The 16,787-nt window shown below is 61.2% G+C and carries 16 protein-coding genes; 9 read left to right on the forward strand and 7 right to left on the reverse strand.

Going from position 1 to position 16,787, the window contains the following annotated elements; genetic code table 11:
• Positions 1 to 70: 70 nt before the first annotated feature.
• Positions 71 to 730, reverse strand: a complete 660-nt coding sequence (locus AC0J41_RS09330; protein WP_473015283.1) for a methyltransferase family protein — start codon at positions 728 to 730, stop codon at positions 71 to 73.
• A 1,316-nt stretch (positions 731 to 2,046) separates the two neighbouring features.
• Positions 2,047 to 3,003: a LysR substrate-binding domain-containing protein gene (locus AC0J41_RS09335; RefSeq protein WP_473015284.1), complete on the reverse strand. Its 957-nt coding sequence runs from the start codon at positions 3,001 to 3,003 to the stop codon at positions 2,047 to 2,049.
• A 113-nt stretch (positions 3,004 to 3,116) separates the two neighbouring features.
• Between AC0J41_RS09335 and AC0J41_RS09340 the strand changes: the two genes are divergently transcribed.
• From AC0J41_RS09340 to AC0J41_RS09350, 3 genes are read left to right on the forward strand one after another with little or no spacing between them, the layout of a single operon-like run.
• Entirely contained in the window at positions 3,117 to 4,139 is a 1,023-nt protein-coding gene (locus tag AC0J41_RS09340; RefSeq protein ID WP_473015285.1) for an aldo/keto reductase, read from the forward strand.
• Complete coding sequence (locus AC0J41_RS09345; RefSeq protein WP_025109077.1) at positions 4,136 to 4,933, forward strand: SDR family NAD(P)-dependent oxidoreductase; 798 nt, start codon at positions 4,136 to 4,138, stop codon at positions 4,931 to 4,933. The genes AC0J41_RS09340 and AC0J41_RS09345 overlap by 4 nt, the downstream gene beginning before the upstream one ends.
• 30 nt (positions 4,934 to 4,963) lie before the next feature.
• Positions 4,964 to 5,374 (forward strand): SRPBCC family protein, encoded by a 411-nt coding sequence (locus tag AC0J41_RS09350; RefSeq protein WP_473015286.1) that lies wholly within the window; start codon positions 4,964 to 4,966, stop codon positions 5,372 to 5,374.
• Between the two features lie 63 nt (positions 5,375 to 5,437).
• Here AC0J41_RS09350 and AC0J41_RS09355 read toward each other — a convergent pair whose 3' ends face one another.
• On the reverse strand, positions 5,438 to 6,832 hold the full coding sequence (locus AC0J41_RS09355; RefSeq protein WP_473015287.1) for a sensor histidine kinase: 1,395 nt from the start codon (positions 6,830 to 6,832) through the stop codon (positions 5,438 to 5,440).
• A complete protein-coding gene (locus AC0J41_RS09360) occupies positions 6,810 to 7,493 on the reverse strand; it encodes a response regulator transcription factor (protein WP_003223938.1) in 684 nt (227 codons plus the stop codon). The genes AC0J41_RS09355 and AC0J41_RS09360 overlap by 23 nt, the downstream gene beginning before the upstream one ends.
• A gap of 165 nt (positions 7,494 to 7,658) precedes the next feature.
• On the opposite strand from AC0J41_RS09360, the gene AC0J41_RS09365 reads away from it, so the two are divergent.
• Both AC0J41_RS09365 and AC0J41_RS09370 read left to right on the forward strand, forming a co-directional pair.
• Positions 7,659 to 7,994 carry a YdcA family protein gene (locus AC0J41_RS09365; protein WP_025109080.1) on the forward strand — a complete coding sequence of 112 codons (336 nt, stop codon included), beginning with the start codon at positions 7,659 to 7,661 and terminating at the stop codon, positions 7,992 to 7,994.
• A gap of 191 nt (positions 7,995 to 8,185) precedes the next feature.
• Positions 8,186 to 9,130: a hypothetical protein gene (locus AC0J41_RS09370; RefSeq protein ID WP_025109081.1), complete on the forward strand. Its 945-nt coding sequence runs from the start codon at positions 8,186 to 8,188 to the stop codon at positions 9,128 to 9,130.
• A 24-nt stretch (positions 9,131 to 9,154) separates the two neighbouring features.
• Here the strand turns inward: AC0J41_RS09370 and AC0J41_RS09375 are convergent, their stop codons facing one another.
• On the reverse strand, positions 9,155 to 9,328 hold the full coding sequence (locus AC0J41_RS09375; protein WP_157836051.1) for a hypothetical protein: 174 nt from the start codon (positions 9,326 to 9,328) through the stop codon (positions 9,155 to 9,157).
• Positions 9,329 to 9,359: 31 nt separating this feature from the next.
• On the opposite strand from AC0J41_RS09375, the gene AC0J41_RS09380 reads away from it, so the two are divergent.
• The 4 genes from AC0J41_RS09380 to hcnC all read left to right on the forward strand — a co-directional run bounded on the left by AC0J41_RS09380 (position 9,360) and on the right by hcnC (position 13,111).
• A complete protein-coding gene (locus AC0J41_RS09380; RefSeq protein ID WP_473015289.1) occupies positions 9,360 to 9,899 on the forward strand; it encodes a hypothetical protein in 540 nt (179 codons plus the stop codon).
• Between the two features lie 239 nt (positions 9,900 to 10,138).
• Positions 10,139 to 10,453 carry a (2Fe-2S)-binding protein gene (locus tag AC0J41_RS09385; protein WP_025109083.1) on the forward strand — a complete coding sequence of 105 codons (315 nt, stop codon included), beginning with the start codon at positions 10,139 to 10,141 and terminating at the stop codon, positions 10,451 to 10,453.
• On the forward strand, positions 10,450 to 11,859 hold the full coding sequence (gene hcnB, locus AC0J41_RS09390) for a cyanide-forming glycine dehydrogenase subunit HcnB (protein WP_473015290.1): 1,410 nt from the start codon (positions 10,450 to 10,452) through the stop codon (positions 11,857 to 11,859). The genes AC0J41_RS09385 and hcnB overlap by 4 nt, the downstream gene beginning before the upstream one ends.
• A complete protein-coding gene (gene hcnC, locus AC0J41_RS09395; RefSeq protein ID WP_473015291.1) occupies positions 11,852 to 13,111 on the forward strand; it encodes a cyanide-forming glycine dehydrogenase subunit HcnC in 1,260 nt (419 codons plus the stop codon). The genes hcnB and hcnC overlap by 8 nt, the downstream gene beginning before the upstream one ends.
• Positions 13,112 to 14,362: 1,251 nt before the next feature.
• On the opposite strand, the gene fabI is transcribed toward hcnC, so the two are convergent.
• Both fabI and AC0J41_RS09405 read right to left on the reverse strand, forming a co-directional pair.
• Complete coding sequence (gene fabI, locus AC0J41_RS09400) at positions 14,363 to 15,157, reverse strand: enoyl-ACP reductase FabI (protein ID WP_007910591.1); 795 nt, start codon at positions 15,155 to 15,157, stop codon at positions 14,363 to 14,365.
• Positions 15,158 to 15,176: 19 nt separating this feature from the next.
• On the reverse strand, positions 15,177 to 16,787 hold the full coding sequence (locus AC0J41_RS09405) for an ABC transporter ATP-binding protein (protein ID WP_473015292.1): 1,611 nt from the start codon (positions 16,785 to 16,787) through the stop codon (positions 15,177 to 15,179).

The following is a 16,787-nucleotide window of genomic DNA, read 5'->3' on the forward strand; positions in this document are numbered from 1 at the left end:
AGGCGATGTCGACTGATCCACCGCATTCGCGAGCAGGCTCGCTCCCACAGGGATTTGCGGTGACCTCAGGTCAGTAAACCCCCGGCAATAACCGCCAGCTGCGCGCGCAATAGGCATCGTACTCAGCGCCGAACTGGCCACGCAGCAGTGCCTCTTCCGAGTGGATGCGGGCGATCAGCGGGATCAGTGTCAGCGCCGCCAGAATCAACCCGACGCTGGAACGAAACGCCAGCCCCCAGCCCATCGCGTTGACCACCAGCCCCAGATAGCTCGGATTGCGCAGGCGTCTGTAAATGCCGTCAGTGACCAGGCGATGCCCCGGTTGAATCGCCACCAGCCCGCTGAACCGCCGGCCCAGCACAAACACCGGCCACAGTCGTAGCGCACCACCGACGATAAACAGCAAGGCACCGAGCCAGCGCACACCTTCGGCGCCGAAGGTCCAGAAGTCGACGCGGTCGCAATACGCCGGCAGAAAACCGCTGACCAACCCGATCACCGCGAACGCCGGAATCACCCAACGATTGGCGCGATCCTCACGCTCGCCGGAGCTCATGTTCACATCGGTGAACAGTGACGCCACCACCATCAGCACGGTTGCCAGCGCAATCACCACCAGCGCCCCGTGGGCAAAGAATACCGCCGGCCCGCCAATGCCCCACACCGCAAGGCCCAGGTAGGCGAGGGTGGCGAGCACCGCGACCACGATCATTTGTGCAGACATCTTCATGGGCACCTCACGGCAGATCGCTCGTCCCCTGAGTGTAGATCGCCAGTGGTAGCGCTGTACCCGTGGGAGCGGGCTTGCTCGCGAAGGCGGAGTGTCAGTCAGCATATGAGGTGGCTGACATGGCCTCTTCGCGAGCAAGCCCGCTCCCACAATTTTAATTGGGTGGTGTCAGGGGCACAGGTACAGCGCCGGCCCCATGTGGGAGCGGGCTTGCTCGCGAAGGCGGAGTGTCAGTCAGCATATGCGGTGGCTGATATGGCCTCTTCGCGAGCAAGCCCGCTCCCACAATTTTAATTGGGTGGTGTCAGGGGTACTGGTACAGCGCCGGCCCCATGTGGGAGCGGGCTTGCTCGCGAAGGCGGAGTGTCAGGCAGAATATGCGGTGGCTGACATGGCCTCTTCGCGAGCAGGCTCGCTCCCACGGTTTTAATTGGGTGGTGTCAGGGCACTGGCGCAGCGCCGGCCCCATGTGGGAGCGGGCTTGCTCGCGAAGGCGGAGTGTCAGTCAGCATATGCGGTGGCTGATGTGGCCTCTTCGCGAGCAAGCCCGCTCCCACTGTTTTAATCGAGTGGTGTCAGTGTCACTGGCACAGCGCCGGCCCCATGTGGGAGCGGGCTTGCTCGCGAAAGCGGAGTGTCAGTCAGCATATGAAGTGGCTGACATGGCCTCTTCGCGAGCAAGCCCGCTCCCATCGTTTTAATCGAGTGGTGTCAGTGTCACTGGCACAGCGCCGGCCCCAAGTGGGAGCGAGCCTGCTCGCGAAGGCGGAGTGTCAGTCAGCATATGCGGTGGCTGATGTGGCCTCTTCGCGAGCAAGCCCGCTCCCACTGTTTTAATCGAGTGGTGTCAGTGTCACTGGCACAGCGCCGGCCCCATGTGGGAGCGGGCTTGCTCGCGAAGGCGGAGTGTCAGTCAGCATATGAGGTGGCTGACATGGCCTCTTCGCGAGCAAGCCCGCTCCCACAATTTTAATTGGGTGGTGTCAGGGGCACTGGTACAGCGCCGGCCCCATGTGGGAGCGGGCTTGCTCGCGAAGGCGGAGTGTCAGTCAGCATATGCGGTGGCTGATATGGCCTCTTCGCGAGCAAGCCCGCTCCCACGGTTTTAATTGGGTGGTGTCAGGGCACTGGCGCAGCGCCGGCCCCATGTGGGAGCGGGCTTGCTCGCGAAGGCGGGGTGTCAGTCAGCATATGAAGTGGCTGATATGGCCTCTTCGCGAGCAAGCCCGCTCCCACGGTTTTAATTGGGTGGTGTCAGGGACGCTGGCGCAGCGCCGGCCCCATGTGGGAGCGAGCCTGCTCGCGAAGGCGGTGTGTCAGTCGCTGATGATGTTGGATGTGTCGGCGCCATCGCGAGCAGGCTCATTCCTGCAGGGGAGTGTGTGCTGGTCTGCGGGGGCGGTCAGGACTTTGCGGAAGGTCTCCACCAACGGCCGCAAATTGATCCGGTGCCACGCCGCCCACAACGGTGTGGTGAACGCCAGCCACGGCACTTCGCGCAGGATCACGCCGGGTGGTGCGTTGTGGCTCAGGCCTTTCTGAATCATCGCGATCCCCAGCCCGGACGCCACCAGCCCCAACGCGGTGAATGGTTCGGTGGCCTGCATGCGCACATCCGGAGTGAACCCGGCGCGGATGCAGGCACTGACAAACTCGTCGCTTGCGCCCTGACGCGATTGCACGCCGATCCACTCCTGATCGGCCAGATCCGCCGGACGCAGCACCGCCAGCCGGGCCAGTGGATGCTGTTCCGGGAGCGCCAGCAGCATCGGATCGTCCAGCACCTGAAAGCCCAAAAGGTCCGGATCGTCATCGGTCGGCGGCTCACTCACCAGGGCGATATCGAGACTACGCTGACGCAGGCCTTCGAGTTGTTCAGCGGCGCTCAGGTTGTACAGCGCGACATGCACATTCGGCCGATCGACCCGCAACACCCGCAGCGCATTGGGCAACACCCCGGCGTGCATGGCGTTCTCGCTGTAGCCGATGCACAGGCCGCCTTCTTCACCGCGGCCCAGGCGTTTGCCGAGGGATTCCAGGCGACTGGCGTGAGTCAACAGGGCGCGAGTTTCGGCGAGGAAAGTCTGGCCATCGCGAGTCAGGCGGATGCGCTGCTGACTGCGTTCGAACAGCGTCAGGCCCAGGCGCTCTTCGAGCTGGGCGATCTGCCGGCTCAGTGGCGACTGGGAAATGTGCAGCCGTTCGGCGGCGCGGCCGACGTGTTCTTCTTCGGCGACGGCGACGAAGTAGCGCAATTGGCGGATGTCGATCATGTAAGACCTATAGGGACTCAAGTGCTGCACATTATGTCTTGGACGGTCTCGGCGCCGCAATCTAGGATCTGCCCAACGGTCACACAGACCCAGACACCTACGAGGACTCCTCAATGAGTTTGAAAGACAAACTGCCTGGCCAACTGGGCTTCGGCACTGCGCCACTGGGCAACATGTTCCGCGCCATCCCTGAAGACGAAGCGCAAGCCACCGTGCACGCCGCGTGGGACGCCGGCGTACGCTACTTCGACACCGCGCCGTTCTACGGCTCGGGCCTGTCGGAAATCCGCTTGGGCGAGGCGCTCAAGCAATACCACCGCGATGACTACGTATTGAGCAGCAAAGTCGGCCGGGTGATTCTCGATGAAGTCGAGGACGCCGCCGCCCGCGACCTGGGCGAAAAAAGCGGGGTGTTCGAACACGGTCGGCCGAACAAGATCGTCAACGATTACAGCGCCGACGCCACTCTGCGCTCGATCGAAGACAGCCTCAAACGCCTGCAGACCGATCGCCTGGACATCGTCTGGGTTCACGACATCGCTCAGGATTTCTACGGCGATCAGTGGCTGGAGTACTTCAATCAGGCCCGCACCGGGGCCTTCAAAGTCCTCACCCGCCTGCGCGAGGAAGGCGTGATCAAGGGCTGGGGGTTGGGTGTGAACAAGGTCGAGCCGTGCGAATTGACCCTCGACCTTGCGGAAGCGCAGCCCGATGGCTTCCTGCTCGCCGGGCGCTACACCTTGCTTGATCACGAGCGTGCGCTACAACGTCTGATGGACGCGGCACTGGTGCAGAACGTCGAGATCGTGGTCGGCGGCCCTTACAGCTCGGGGATCCTGGCCGGCGGCGCGCACTTCGAATACCAGAAAGCCAGCCCGCAGATCATCGCCAAGGTCGAGCAGATCAAACGCATCGCCGCTACGTTTAACGTCGATGTAAAAGCCGCCGCCCTGCAATTTTCGCTGGCCAACCCGGCAGTGGCAGCGGTGATTCCCGGTGCGAGCAAGCCGGGGCGCATTGCTGAAGATGTCGCAGCATTGTCGGCCACGATTCCGGCCGGTTTCTGGCAGGCCCTGCGCGACGCAAAACTGGTGTCCGAACGTGCACCGTTGCCAATCGATGAGGTGAAAGCATGAAAATCGATCTGAGTGGAAAACTCGCAATCGTCAGCGGCAGCACCGCCGGCATTGGTCTGGGCATCAGTCAGTCGCTGGCCGAGGCCGGCGCCACCGTAGTGGTGATCGGTCGCGAAACGGCCAAGGTCGAACAGGCACTGGCGAGCATTCGGCAGAAGGTGCCAGGGGCGCAGTTGCGCGGTCTGACGGCCGATCTGGGCACCGCCGAAGGCGCTGAAAAACTCTTCGCCGCCGAACCGCGCGCGGACATTCTGGTGAACAACCTCGGGATCTTCGACGCGGTGGATTTCTTCGATACCCCGGACAGCGAGTGGACACGTTTCTACGAGGTCAACGTGATTTCCGGCGTGCGCCTGTCGCGGCATTACGTGCCGGCGATGGTCGAGCAGGGCTGGGGCCGGGTGATTTTCCTGTCTTCTGAATCCGGTGTGGCGACGCCGGCCGACATGCTCAACTATGGCGTGACCAAAAGCGCTAACCTCGCGGTGTCCCATGGTCTGGCCAAACGGCTGGCCGGCACTGGCGTCACGGTCAATGCCATTCTGCCGGGGCCGACCTTCACCGATGGCCTGGAGCAGATGCTCAAAGGCGCCGCGGCCGAGTCCGGGCGCAGCCTGCGTGATGAGGCTGACGCCTTTGTACAAAAGGCCCGCCCGACCTCGATCATCCAGCGCGTGGCCGATGTCGAAGAAGTCGCGCATCTGGTCACCTACATCGCTTCGCCGCTGTCTTCGGCCACCACCGGCGCGGCCCTGCGGGTCGATGGCGGCGTCGTCGACAGCATGGCGATCTGACCCCGAATCTTTCTGGAGCAACGTTTATTTATGGCAACTGCATCTGCAACCATCGACATCCCGGCCTCGGCCGATCAGGTCTGGCAATTGATCGGCGGCTTCAACACGCTGCCGGACTGGCTGCCGTTCATTCCCAAGAGTGAACTGAGCGAAGGCGGGCGCGTGCGCACCCTGCAAACCGCCGATGGCGGCGTAGTCATCGAGCGTCTGCAAGCGTTCGACAACGCAGCGAAGACCTACAGCTATTCGATTGAACAGGCGCCGTTTCCGGCCACTGACTATCTGGCGACCCTCAAGGTTGAAAGCCATGGACAGGGCGCTCGCGTGACGTGGTCGGGGCGTTTTACCGCCAAAGGCGTGAGCGATGAGGAAGTGGTGGCGTTGTTCAGCGGCATCTACCAGGGTGGTCTTGAGGCGCTGCGGGCGAACTACCCCGCGTGAGGTGACAAAGATCCCCCTATGGGAGCGGCGGTGCGACGATTCCCATAGGGGGGCCATGTCCTGTCAGGTATTGGCGATCAAACTCTGCCGACAATCCAGCACCAGTTTCGCGCCCCCCAGCTCACTGCTGCCCACCTCAAGATTGAAGCCATGCAGGCTGACAATCGCCGCGACAATCGACAGTCCCAGGCCAAAGCCACTTTGCGGTTGTCCACCTTCGGCCCGATAAAAACGCTGGAACACTGCCTCACGCTCGGCTTCGGGAATCCCCGGCCCGGAATCGTGGACCTCGATCCGCGTATGCCCGCCGTTATTCACGCCACGCAAGATCACAGTCCCGCCAGTCGGGGTGAACTTGATCGAGTTGCTCAACAGATTCGCCAACGCCTCGAACAGCAGCGCCCGGTCACCGTTCAGGCGTGGCAGGGTTTCCGGCATGTTCAACACGAACAGCAGTTCGCCTTCCTCGGCCAGCGGCAGGTAAAACTCATGCAACTCTTCCAGCAACTGCACCGGATCGAGTTCGATAAACCCTGAGCGGCGCTGGCGGTCTTCCAGCTCGGAAATCCGCAGCAACCCGCGAAACCGCGCCATTAACGTATCCGCGTCGGCCAGCACCAGATCCAGTTGCGCGGCTTCCTGTGAGCCTTCGCCCGCCTGTTGCTGCATGCGATATAACTGCGCGCGCAAACGCGTCAGCGGCGTGCGCAAGTCGTGGGCGATGTTGTCGCACACACCTTTGACTTCATGCATCAGCCGTTCGATGCGATCAAGCATGGCGTTGACGATGGCGGCGAGCATGTCCAGTTCATCGCGGCGATTGGACAGCGGCAAACGGTGGGTCAGGTCGCCGGCGACAATCGCCTGAGCGCTGTCCTGAATGGCCCGGATGCGGCGCATCGGTCGGCGGCGCAGCAGATGCCAACCGGCAATCCCCGGCAGAATCGTCAGCGACACGCCCCAGAACAACGCATGCAGAATGATCCGCGTCACTGCGAACAGCGAACCGTTGTCGCGCAGCAACACCAGCCAGCGACCGTCACGGGTCTGGGTCGCCACCGCGTCGCAACTGTCGGCGGGCAGGGTCGGGTCGTCGGAGTCAGCGCAGTCATCCAGGGTGTGGATCTTGCCGTCCAGCGGCAGGCCTTCGGGCAGTTGCTGCAGCGCACCGCCGAGGTACACGCCCTGGGCGTCGAACAGGCCATAGGCGTCGATGCCGCGGATGTCGAAGGTCATGCTGGCGGCGAGCGCTTCTTCCAGTTGCTCACCGCGAAAGTGCGAAAACAGATGCTGACGCTGCATCAACGAATGCTTGGCGAGGTTGTCGAGGTAACCGGAGACCTCGAAATACATGACCCCCATGAGGATCGCGCTCCACGCCACGAACAGTGAACTGTACAGCGCCAGCAAACGGCTGCTGGAGGAACGCCAGCCGTCAGACGGGTTCGGCAATGACATAACCCGAGCCCCGTACCGTGCGAATCAGCGGAACATTGCCCGCCGCGTCGATCTTCTTGCGCAGACGACCGATGTGCACGTCGATCAGGTTGGTGCCCGGGTCGAAGTGATAACCCCAGACCTCTTCGAAAATCATCATCCGCGACAGAATCTGTCCGCTGTTGCGCATGAGGAATTCCAGCAGCTTGTATTCGGTCGGCAGCAGTGTCAGCACCTGTTCGGCGCGGCGCGCTTCGTGGCTGATCAAGTCCAGTTCGAGGTCGGCGACCTGCAGCGTGGTGGCCTGAGTGGCGACGCTGTTCTGGCGGCGCAGCAGCACTTCCACGCGCGCCGCCATTTCGTCGGTGGCGAACGGCTTGGTCAGGTAGTCATCACCGCCAGCGCGCAGGCCACGCACACGTTCATCGACATCGGAGAGCGCGCTGATCATCAGAATTGGCGTGGCCACGCCCATGGTGCGCAGGGTGGTGACGATGGCCAGGCCATCGAGTTCGGGCAGCATGCGATCGAGGGTGATCAGGTCGTAGTTGCCGCTGACGGCACGGTCCAGGCCTTCGCGGCCATTGTCGACCCAGTCCACCTCCAGGCCGTGGCTGCTGAGTTCGGCGACGATTTCACGGGCAGTCACGGCGTCGTCTTCGATGGTCAAAATACGAGTCATAGGGCAGGCCTTGATCGGTTCAAACGGAATGGCAGCATTTTGCCAAGTATTTTCCGTGACGCTTTAAATTAACTTTCATGTTTTAGCTGCGATTTGCCAAGGCTGCGGAATTATTTCCGCGATCATTGATATCATCTGGCCATAATTTTCGACAGGAGTGGTTCCGTGCGTACTTCGATTCGCCGCGGCTGGATGCCGATCACCGGTTTGTTGCTGATGCTGCTGAGCACTGCAACCCTGGCCGGCAACACACCGTGTTCCGGGAAGAAGGGCGGCATCGATCGCTGCGACGGCGATCTGTTTTTGTGCAACGACGGCTCCATCAGTGGTTCGAAGAAGAGTTGCGCAGCAATGTTCGGAATCAAGGGCCAGGCGCGCTCACAGCAATTTCTGCAAAGCGATGATGGCTGCACCTGCGGTACCGGCTCATTCTGCACCGGGCCGCGTGGCGGCGTGTATTGCCTGACGCCAAGCGGAAACAAAAGCTACAAGCGCAAATGACTCGCCTTGTGCCAATGCATAAAACCCGCTGCTTTCAGTGCTTTGTTGCAAATTGCAATGATTCTAGAAGTTCAGTCTTTTTAACCTGTTGAAAAATAAGGATTTATTTAAAGTTGATAGATGGCACGGTCGCTGCAATTCCTCTGATGACGAGTTGTAACACCATTTTTCATGCCTGGAGCACTACAACAATGAATAGATCCTCTGATGGGTTTTATCCTGCCTTCGAAGGAGAATCGAGCAACGTGTCAGGCGTGTCCTGGGGCGCGATTTTCGCGGGCGCAGCGGCGGCCGCAGCACTGTCGATGATTTTGGTGCTGCTCGGCTTCGGTTTGGGATTTTCTGCCGTTTCACCCTGGGCCGGGGAGGGCGTCAGCGCCAAGAGCCTGGGGATTTCGACGATTGTCTGGCTGGCGGCGACGCAAATCATCGCGTCGGGTCTTGGCGGCTATATTGCCGGTCGCCTGCGGGTGAAGTGGGCCAACATGCACGGTGATGAAGTGTATTTCCGTGATACCGCCCATGGTTTCCTTGCCTGGTGCGTGGCCACGCTGGTGACCGCGGTCCTGGTGGTCGGCTCGGTCAGCAGTGTGATCAGTGGCGGTGTGCAGGCCGGTGCCAGTGTGGCCGGTGGCGCCGCAGCTGCCGTGACTCAAGCGGCCGGTACCGCTGCTGCGAACACCAGCAGCGACCAGTACGGTTACTTTGTCGACAGCCTGTTCCGCGACGATCGCCCGGCATCCGTCAGCGATGACGCCGCCCATGGCGCCGTGACCCGGATCTTCGCCCAAAGCCTGGCCAACGGCCAACTCAGCCCTGAAGACCGTACCTACCTGGCGCAACTGGTCGCCCAACGGACCAACCTGAGTCAGGCCGACGCCGAACGTCGTGTCGATGAAGTCTATGCCCGCACCCAGAAAGCCATTGCCGACGCCAAAGTCAAAGCCCAACAGGCTGCCGACACCGCTGCCAAAGTCGCTGCCTGGACTTCGTTGTGGATGTTCATCGCGCTGCTTGCCGGTGCGTTCTTCGCCAGCCTCGCCGCTACCTTCGGCGGTCGTCGCCGGGATGCGGTCGAGTACGTAGAAGTCGACACCTACGCCACCACTACCACCACGCTGCCTCCAGTCCGTTAAGCAAGGAGAATCACCATGCGCTCATTACTGCTGTTTTTCCTCGGCGTGCCGATCCCGATCATCATCCTGATCGCCCTGTTCGTACACTGATCCCTCTGAGGCGATTGCCTCGGCCGCTTCCACTTCACGGTGGAAGCGGCTTTTTGCTTTCTGCAGTCCAACAAGGCGAGAATCGGCGGCTGAAGCGCTGCGCTTCATACCGCGAGCCCTCTATTTAAGGAAAAGTACGTTGGACAAGAAGGAAATCAAACGTCAGGCCATGCAGATGCTTGAGGCGGGGCGCTCGAAAACCGAGACCTTCCAGGCGCTGGCAGGTGGTGCGGTCAAGGACAAGGTGCTGGCTTACTGGATCGGCTCCCGCCCGGATCCGCAATTGCTTGAGCGTCATGCCGGCAAGATCAAAGTGTTGTTGGGGCTGATTTACGTGCAGGCGTTGATCGGGCTGCTGGGCGGCTATCTACTGGGGCTGACCATCAGCAGTGGTTTTGCGATCTTCCTCGGATTGCTCGGTGGCGGTGTGCCGCTGCTGTTCGCCTGGGGTTTTTACCGCAACTCGGCGCAGACCTACACCGTGTACATGCTGCTTTCGATCAGCCAGTTGCCACGGCTGTTCAAGGATTACGCCGAAGACCCGGTGTCGGTCATCATCGGTGCGGTCATCACGCTGGCCATGGTGTTTTTCGTGGCCTGGGTGAAAAACCTGCTGTTTCCCGACCTCGGTTTCATGGGCTCGAAAAAGATCAAGGGGCAGTTCGTCTTCTCCAACTGAGATCGTTGAACAATCCGACCGCTTTCACTGGCCTGGATCAATATTTCGTTCGGTCATTTCGCCTAACGTAAATGATCCAGGCCTTTGCTGAGGTATGAACTACAGTGCTTCACGCGCATCTCGTTGCGCTGACGAAGTACCCGCGTCGACGCCCCAATCAAAGCAATAAAAGTCGACACGGTGTAGTGCAGCAAGGAGCTGACACAACCTCAACCGAACATTCACGGATGAACATTGCAATGCACTGCCTAGAAAGAACCTTCGATATCCAGCCCCTGACCCAGGCGGATATGACCGTCCACATCAACGGCCAAGCGGTGACTGCCGCCATCGGCGAAACCGTCCTCAGCGTCATCCAGTCCATCGGTGTGCGCCAGATTGCGCGCAATGATCATGACCAGATCAGCGGTGCCTACTGCGGCATGGGCGTGTGCCAGTGCTGCCTGGTGAAAATCAACGGTCGGCACAAGCGCCGTGCCTGCCAGACCGTCGTGCGTGACGGCATGCAGATCGAAACCCAGGTCAATCGCGTTGCTGCGCAGGAGGTCGTATGAGCCAGCAACCGGTGATCGTCGGCGGCGGCCCGGCGGGGATGGCGGCAGCCATCGAACTGGCGCGCCACGGGGTGCGCTGCACGTTACTCGAAGAAGCATCGCGCCTTGGAGGTGTGGTCTATCGCGGGCCGTTGCGCGACGGTGTGCAGCTCGACTATCTGGGGCCACGCTACTCCGAGGCACTGGGCAAACTGCACGGTGATTTCCAGGAACACGCCGCTCTGATCGACGTGCGCCTGAACCACCGCGTGGTTGGCGCCGAAGGCACCCGGGCGCTGGTGGTGCTCGATGGCGACGAGCAACTGCACGAGATTGGCTACCCGCAGCTGTTGCTGGCTGCCGGTTGTCATGAGCGCAGCGTGCCGTTCCCCGGCTGGACACTGCCGGGAGTGATCATGCTCGGCGGCCTGCAACTGCAAATCAAAAGTGGCGTGGTCAAACCGCAGGGGCCGGTGATCATCGCCGGTACCGGGCCGCTGCTGCCGTTGGTGGCGACCCAGTTGCATGCGTCCGGCGTCAAGGTCGCGGGCGTGTATGAAGCCTGCGCGTTCGGCAGGATTGCCCGCGAAAGCCTGGCGCTGCTGAACAAACCACAGCTGTTCCTCGATGGCCTGAGCATGCTCGCCTATCTGAAACTGCACGGCATCGCGATGAACTACGGCTGGGGTGTGGTCGAAGCGCACGGCGACGGTGAGCTGAAAAGCGTCTCGGTGGCACCGTACTCGGCCACCTGGGAGCCGGATCTGACGCGCATCGAGCGCTTCGAAGCCAAGACCCTCGCCGTCGGCTACGGCTTCATTCCGCGCACCCAGCTCAGTCAGCAAATGGGCCTGGATCACGGCTTCAGTGACGACGGTTACCTGCGCGCCAATTCGAATATCTGGCAGCAAAGCAACGAGCCGCACGTGCACCTGGCCGGCGACATGGGCGGGATTCGCGGCGGTGAAGCGGCGATGCTCGCCGGCAAGATCGCCGCGACCTCGATCCTGCTCCAGCGCGAGATTATCGAAGAAGATCTGGCGCGGGTGCGTCGCGACCGCTTCCTGAGCAAGCTGAAAACCATCGTGCGTTTCCGCGCGGCAGTGGACCGCTACACCGAACGCGGTGTCGGCCAGACTGCGCTGCCGGCCGCTGACACAGTGATCTGCCGCTGTGAGCATGCCACTCGCGCCGACATCGATCTGGCGCTGGAGCAGGGCGTGCAGGACATCGCCAGCCTGAAGATGCGTACCCGGGTGAGCATGGGCGATTGTCAGGGGCGGATGTGCGTCGGCTATTGCAGCGACCGCCTGCGCCAGGCCACCGGGCGCAAGGACGTCGGCTGGTTGCGCCCGCGTTTCCCGATCGATCCGATTCCTTTTTCCGCGTTCCAGTCCGTCGGCACGGAGGCCGCTTCCCATGAGTAAGTTCTATGACGTGATCATTGCCGGCGGCGGTGTGATCGGGGCGTCCTGCGCCTATCAATTGTCCAAACGCCAAGGCCTCAAGGTCGCGCTGATCGACGCCAAACGCCCGGGCAATGCGACCCGTGCGTCGGCGGGTGGTTTATGGGCCATCGGCGAGTCGGTGGGGCTGGGGTGCGGGGTGATTTTCTTCCGCATGATGTCGGCCAATCGCAAGCGCGAAACCCAGGGCGCCGCTGTGGCGGTGGATGCCAGTACGCCGCACATCCTGCCGGAGTCGTTCTTCGATTTCGCCTTGCAGTCCAACGCGCTGTACCCGGCGTTGCACCGAGAGCTGAAAGACAATCACGGCATGGATTTCAAGTTCGAAAAGACCGGGCTGAAATTCGTCATCTATGACGACGAAGACCGGCTCTACGCCGAGCACATCGTCGGCTGCATTCCGCACCTCGCCGATCAGGTGCGCTGGCTTGATCAGGCGGCGCTGCGCGAAGCCGAGCCGAGCGTCAGCCACGAGGCCCGTGGTGCGCTGGAGTTCCTCTGCGATCACCAGGTCAGCCCGTTCCGCCTCGCGGATGCCTACATGGAAGGCGCGCGGCAAAATGGCGTAGACATTTACGTCAACACCAACGTCACCGGCGTGTTGCACCACGGCACCCGTGTGACCGGTGTGCAGACGACCGAGGAGGGTGTGTTCCACTGCAAGACCCTGATCAACGCCGGCGGTGCGTGGGCGGCGGACCTGAGCGAGTGGGCCACCGGGGTGCGCATTCCGGTGAAACCGGTCAAGGGCCAGATCCTGCTGACCGAGCGCATGCCGAAGATCCTCAACGGCTGCCTGACCACCAGCGATTGCTATGTGGCGCAAAAGGACAACGGTGAAATCCTGATCGGCAGCACCACCGAGGACAAAGGCTTCGACGTCACCACCACCTACCCGGAAATCGCCGGACTGGTGCAGGGCGCAGTGCGCTGCCTGCCGGAACTCAAGGACGTCAATCTCAAACGCACCTGGGCCGGTCTGCGTCCGGGGTCGCCGGATGAGCTGCCGATACTCGGACCGATGCGTGGGGTGGAGGGCTATCTGAATGCCTGCGGGCACTTCCGCACGGGCATCCTGACCTCGGCGATTACCGGGGTGCTACTGGACAAACTGGTCAATCACGAAGCGCTGCCCCTGGACATCACGCCGTTTCTGGCAGATCGGTTTGAGGTCGCACCAGTGCAAGAGGTGCGCGAACTGGAACTGGCCTGACCCACGTCCAGGGCCAACCCCAGCGGGCGCGAGCCTGTTCGCGAAAGCAATCTGTCAGTTGCCGGCGTGTTGGCTGACACATCGCGTTCGCGAGCAGGCTCGCTCCCACATTGATCAATGGCATGCCGATCATTTGCGCACGACACCAAACCCTGTGGGAGCGGGCCTGCTCGCGAAGGCGTCCGGCCAGGCGAAATCGATGTTGAATGTGCCGGCCTCTTCGTGAGCAAGCCCACTCCCACAGGTTTATCGGGCGTTCATAAAGTCCAGGTACGTCACAAAACCCCGTGGGAGCGGGCTTGCTCGCGAAGGCGTCCGGACAGGCGAAATCGATGTTGAATGTGCCGGCCTCTTCGTGAGCAAGCCCACTCCCACAGGTTTCTCCAGTGTTCACAAAGTCCAGGTACGGCACAGAATCCCGTGGGAGCGGGTTTGCTCGCGAAGGCGTCCGCTCAGGCGAAATCGATGTTGAATATACTGGCCTCTTCGTGAGCAAGCCCACTCCCACAGGTTTCTCCAGTGTTCACAAAATCCAGGTACGGCACAAAACCCCGTGGGAGCGGGCTTGCTCGCGAAGGCGTCCGGTCAGGCGAAATCAATGTTGAATGTTCCGGCCTCTTCGTGAGCAAGCCCACTCCCACAGGTTTCTCCAGTGTTCACAAAATCCAGGTACGGGACAAAACCCCGTGGGAGCGGGCCTGCTCGCGAAGGCATCCGGTCAGGCGAAATCAATATTGAATGTACTGGCCTCTTCGTGAGCAAGCCCACTCCCACAGGTTTCTCCAGTGTTCACAAAATCCAGGTACGGCACAAAACCCTGTGGGAGCGGGCTTGCTCGCGAAGGCGTCCGGTCAGGCGAAATCAATGTTGAATGTACTGGCCTTTTCGTGAGCAAGCTCACTCCCACAGGTTTATCGGGTGTTCACAAAATCCAGGTACGGGACAAAACCCCGTGGGAGCGAGCCTGCTCGCGAAGGCGTCCGCTCAGGCGAAATCGATGTTGAATGTACTGGCCTCTTCGTGAGCAAGCCCACTCCCACAGGTTTATCGGGTGTTCACAAAATCCAGGTACGGCACAAAACCCCGTGGGAGCGGGTTTGCTCGTGAAGGCGTCCGGTCAGGCGAAATCGATGTTGAATGTACTGGCCTCTTCGTGAGCAAGCCCATTCCCACAGGTTTATCGGGTGTTCAAGAAATTGCAGGCAATAAAAAACCCGCCAATGGGCGGGTTTTTTATTGGCTAAGCGAAGATTACTCTTCGATGTTGCCCATGGCGGTGGTGTTGAAGCCGCCGTCCACGTACATGATTTCACCGCTGATGCCCGACGCCAGGTCGGAGCACAGGAAGGCGCCGGCATTGCCGACTTCGTCGATGGTGACGTTGCGACGCAGCGGGGTTTGCGCTTCGTTGGCGGCCAGCATCTTGCGGAAGTTCTTGATGCCCGACGCTGCCAGGGTACGGATCGGGCCAGCCGATACGCAGTTGACGCGGGTGCCGTCCGGGCCCAGGGAGCCGGCCAGGTAACGTACGCCAGCTTCCAGCGAAGCCTTGGCCATGCCCATGACGTTGTAGTTCGGCATGGTGCGCTCGGCGCCCAGGTACGACAGGGTCAGCAGGCTGCCATTGCGGCCTTTCATCATTTCGCGACCCGCCTTGGCCAGGGCCACGAAGCTGTAGGCGCTGATGTCGTGAGCGATGCGGAAACCGTCACGGGTGGTGGCTTCGGTGAAGTCGCCGTCCAGTTGGTCGCCCGGGGCGAAACCAACGGAGTGCACGATGCAGTCCAGGCCGTCCCACTTCTTGCTCAGTGCTTCGAAGACCTTGGCGATTTCTTCATCGCTGGCCACGTCGCACGGGAAGCACAGCTCAGGGCTCGAACCCCAGCCTTGGGCGAATTCTTCAACACGACCTTTGAGTTTGTCGTTCTGATAAGTGAAGGCAAGCTCAGCGCCCTCGCGATGCATGGCGGCAGCGATGCCGGATGCGATGGACAGCTTGCTGGCGACACCGACGATCAGTACGCGCTTACCGGCGAGAAAACCCATGTGTTGCTCCTCTTTCAGGTTATTGCGCAGTGGCTGGTGCCAAAAAAGCGGCTTCCAGCAACTGCTGTGTATACGGATGTTTAGGGGCGGCAAAGATTTCTTGCGCGTCTCCCTGTTCGACCACTTGGCCATGCTTGACCACCATCAACTGGTGGCTCAGCGCTTTGACGACAGCCAGGTCATGGCTGATGAACAAATACGTCAGGTTGTACTTGGCTTGCAGTGAACGCAACAGCTCCACCACTTGCCGCTGCACCGTCCGGTCGAGCGCCGAGGTCGGCTCGTCCAGCAGGATCAGCGCCGGTTTCAGCACCAAAGCCCGGGCAATGGCGATACGTTGCCGTTGCCCACCGGAAAACTCGTGGGGGTAGCGGTGCCGGGTTTCCGGATCCAGACCTACCTCCTTCAATGCCGCAATGATCGCCGCTTCCTGTTCGGCTGCGGTGCCCATCTTGTGAATCCGCAGGCCTTCGCCAACGATGTCGCTCACGCACATCCGTGGGCTCAGGCTGCCAAACGGGTCCTGAAACACCACCTGCATCTCCCGACGCAACGGGCGAACCTCATTCTGCGTCAGGCAGTCTAGCTGCTTACCTTCAAAGCGGATCGCGCCTTTGCTGCCGATCAACCGCAAAATCGCCAGACCCAGCGTGGATTTACCGGAACCGCTTTCCCCCACAATCCCCAGAGTCTGACCCTGAGGCAGGCTGAAGTTGATGCCGTCCACGGCCTTGACGTGATCCACCGTGCGCTTGAGCAGGCCTTTCTTGATCGGGAACCAGACTTTCAGGTTCTCGACCTCAAGCAGCGGCGCGCCGATTTTATTGCTCGCCGGGCCTCCGCTGGGCTCCGCGCCGAGCAATTCCCGAGTGTACGGATGCTGCGGCGAACGGAACAGCTCTTCGCACGATGCCTGTTCGACGATGCAACCGCGCTGCATGACACATACGCGATGCGCAATTCTTCGCACCAGGTTCAAATCGTGACTGATCAGTAACAGCGACATGCCCAATCGAGCCTGAAGTTCCTTGAGCAAATCGAGGATTTTCAGCTGAACGGTCACGTCCAGCGCAGTGGTCGGTTCATCGGCGATCAGCAGTTCCGGCTCGTTGGCCAGCGCCATGGCGATCATCACCCGCTGGCGCTGGCCGCCGGACAATTCGTGGGGCAGGGCCTTGAGGCGCTTGTGCGGCTCGGGGATGCCGACCATATCCAGCAGCTCCAGCGTGCGCTTGGTCGCGACTTTGCCGCTCAGGCCCTTGTGGATGCCGAGGATCTCGTTGATCTGCTTCTCGATCGAGTGCAGCGGGTTGAGCGAGGTCATCGGCTCCTGAAAGATCATCGCGATCCGGTTGCCACGGATGTGGCGGATGGTTTTCTCGCTCAGCCCCAGCAGATTCTGCCCGGCGTAATTGATGCTGCCGGCCGGATGCCGGGCCATCGGGTAGGGCAGCAAACGCAAGATCGAGTGCGCAGTCACCGATTTGCCCGAGCCGGACTCGCCGACCAGTGCCAGGGTTTCGCCGCGTTTGATGTCGAAACTCACGCCTTCGACCACGCGATGCACGCGCTCGCCGAAACCGAATTCGACGGCCAGGTCGCGCACTTCGATCAGATTGTCCTGATTCAT

The organism is Pseudomonas sp. Arb-4-2C, from assembly GCF_055755015.1.

Excerpts from the sequence above, each read along its gene's own strand:
- hcnC (WP_473015291.1), top strand. The coding sequence starts at position 11,852 with ATGAGTAAGTTCTATGACGTGATCATTGCCGGCGGCGGTGTGATCGGG.
- AC0J41_RS09370 (WP_025109081.1), top strand. The coding sequence starts at position 8,186 with ATGAATAGATCCTCTGATGGGTTTTATCCTGCCTTCGAAGGAGAATCG.
- AC0J41_RS09330 (WP_473015283.1), bottom strand. The coding sequence starts at position 730 with ATGAAGATGTCTGCACAAATGATCGTGGTCGCGGTGCTCGCCACCCTC.
- AC0J41_RS09340 (WP_473015285.1), top strand. The coding sequence starts at position 3,117 with ATGAGTTTGAAAGACAAACTGCCTGGCCAACTGGGCTTCGGCACTGCG.
- AC0J41_RS09375 (WP_157836051.1), bottom strand. The coding sequence starts at position 9,328 with ATGAAGCGCAGCGCTTCAGCCGCCGATTCTCGCCTTGTTGGACTGCAG.
- AC0J41_RS09360 (WP_003223938.1), bottom strand. The coding sequence starts at position 7,493 with ATGACTCGTATTTTGACCATCGAAGACGACGCCGTGACTGCCCGTGAA.
- AC0J41_RS09335 (WP_473015284.1), bottom strand. The coding sequence starts at position 3,003 with ATGATCGACATCCGCCAATTGCGCTACTTCGTCGCCGTCGCCGAAGAA.
- AC0J41_RS09345 (WP_025109077.1), top strand. The coding sequence starts at position 4,136 with ATGAAAATCGATCTGAGTGGAAAACTCGCAATCGTCAGCGGCAGCACC.
- AC0J41_RS09405 (WP_473015292.1), bottom strand. The coding sequence starts at position 16,787 with ATGAATCAGGACAATCTGATCGAAGTGCGCGACCTGGCCGTCGAATTC.
- AC0J41_RS09350 (WP_473015286.1), top strand. The coding sequence starts at position 4,964 with ATGGCAACTGCATCTGCAACCATCGACATCCCGGCCTCGGCCGATCAG.
- fabI (WP_007910591.1), bottom strand. The coding sequence starts at position 15,157 with ATGGGTTTTCTCGCCGGTAAGCGCGTACTGATCGTCGGTGTCGCCAGC.
- AC0J41_RS09385 (WP_025109083.1), top strand. The coding sequence starts at position 10,139 with ATGCACTGCCTAGAAAGAACCTTCGATATCCAGCCCCTGACCCAGGCG.
- hcnB (WP_473015290.1), top strand. The coding sequence starts at position 10,450 with ATGAGCCAGCAACCGGTGATCGTCGGCGGCGGCCCGGCGGGGATGGCG.
- AC0J41_RS09355 (WP_473015287.1), bottom strand. The coding sequence starts at position 6,832 with ATGTCATTGCCGAACCCGTCTGACGGCTGGCGTTCCTCCAGCAGCCGT.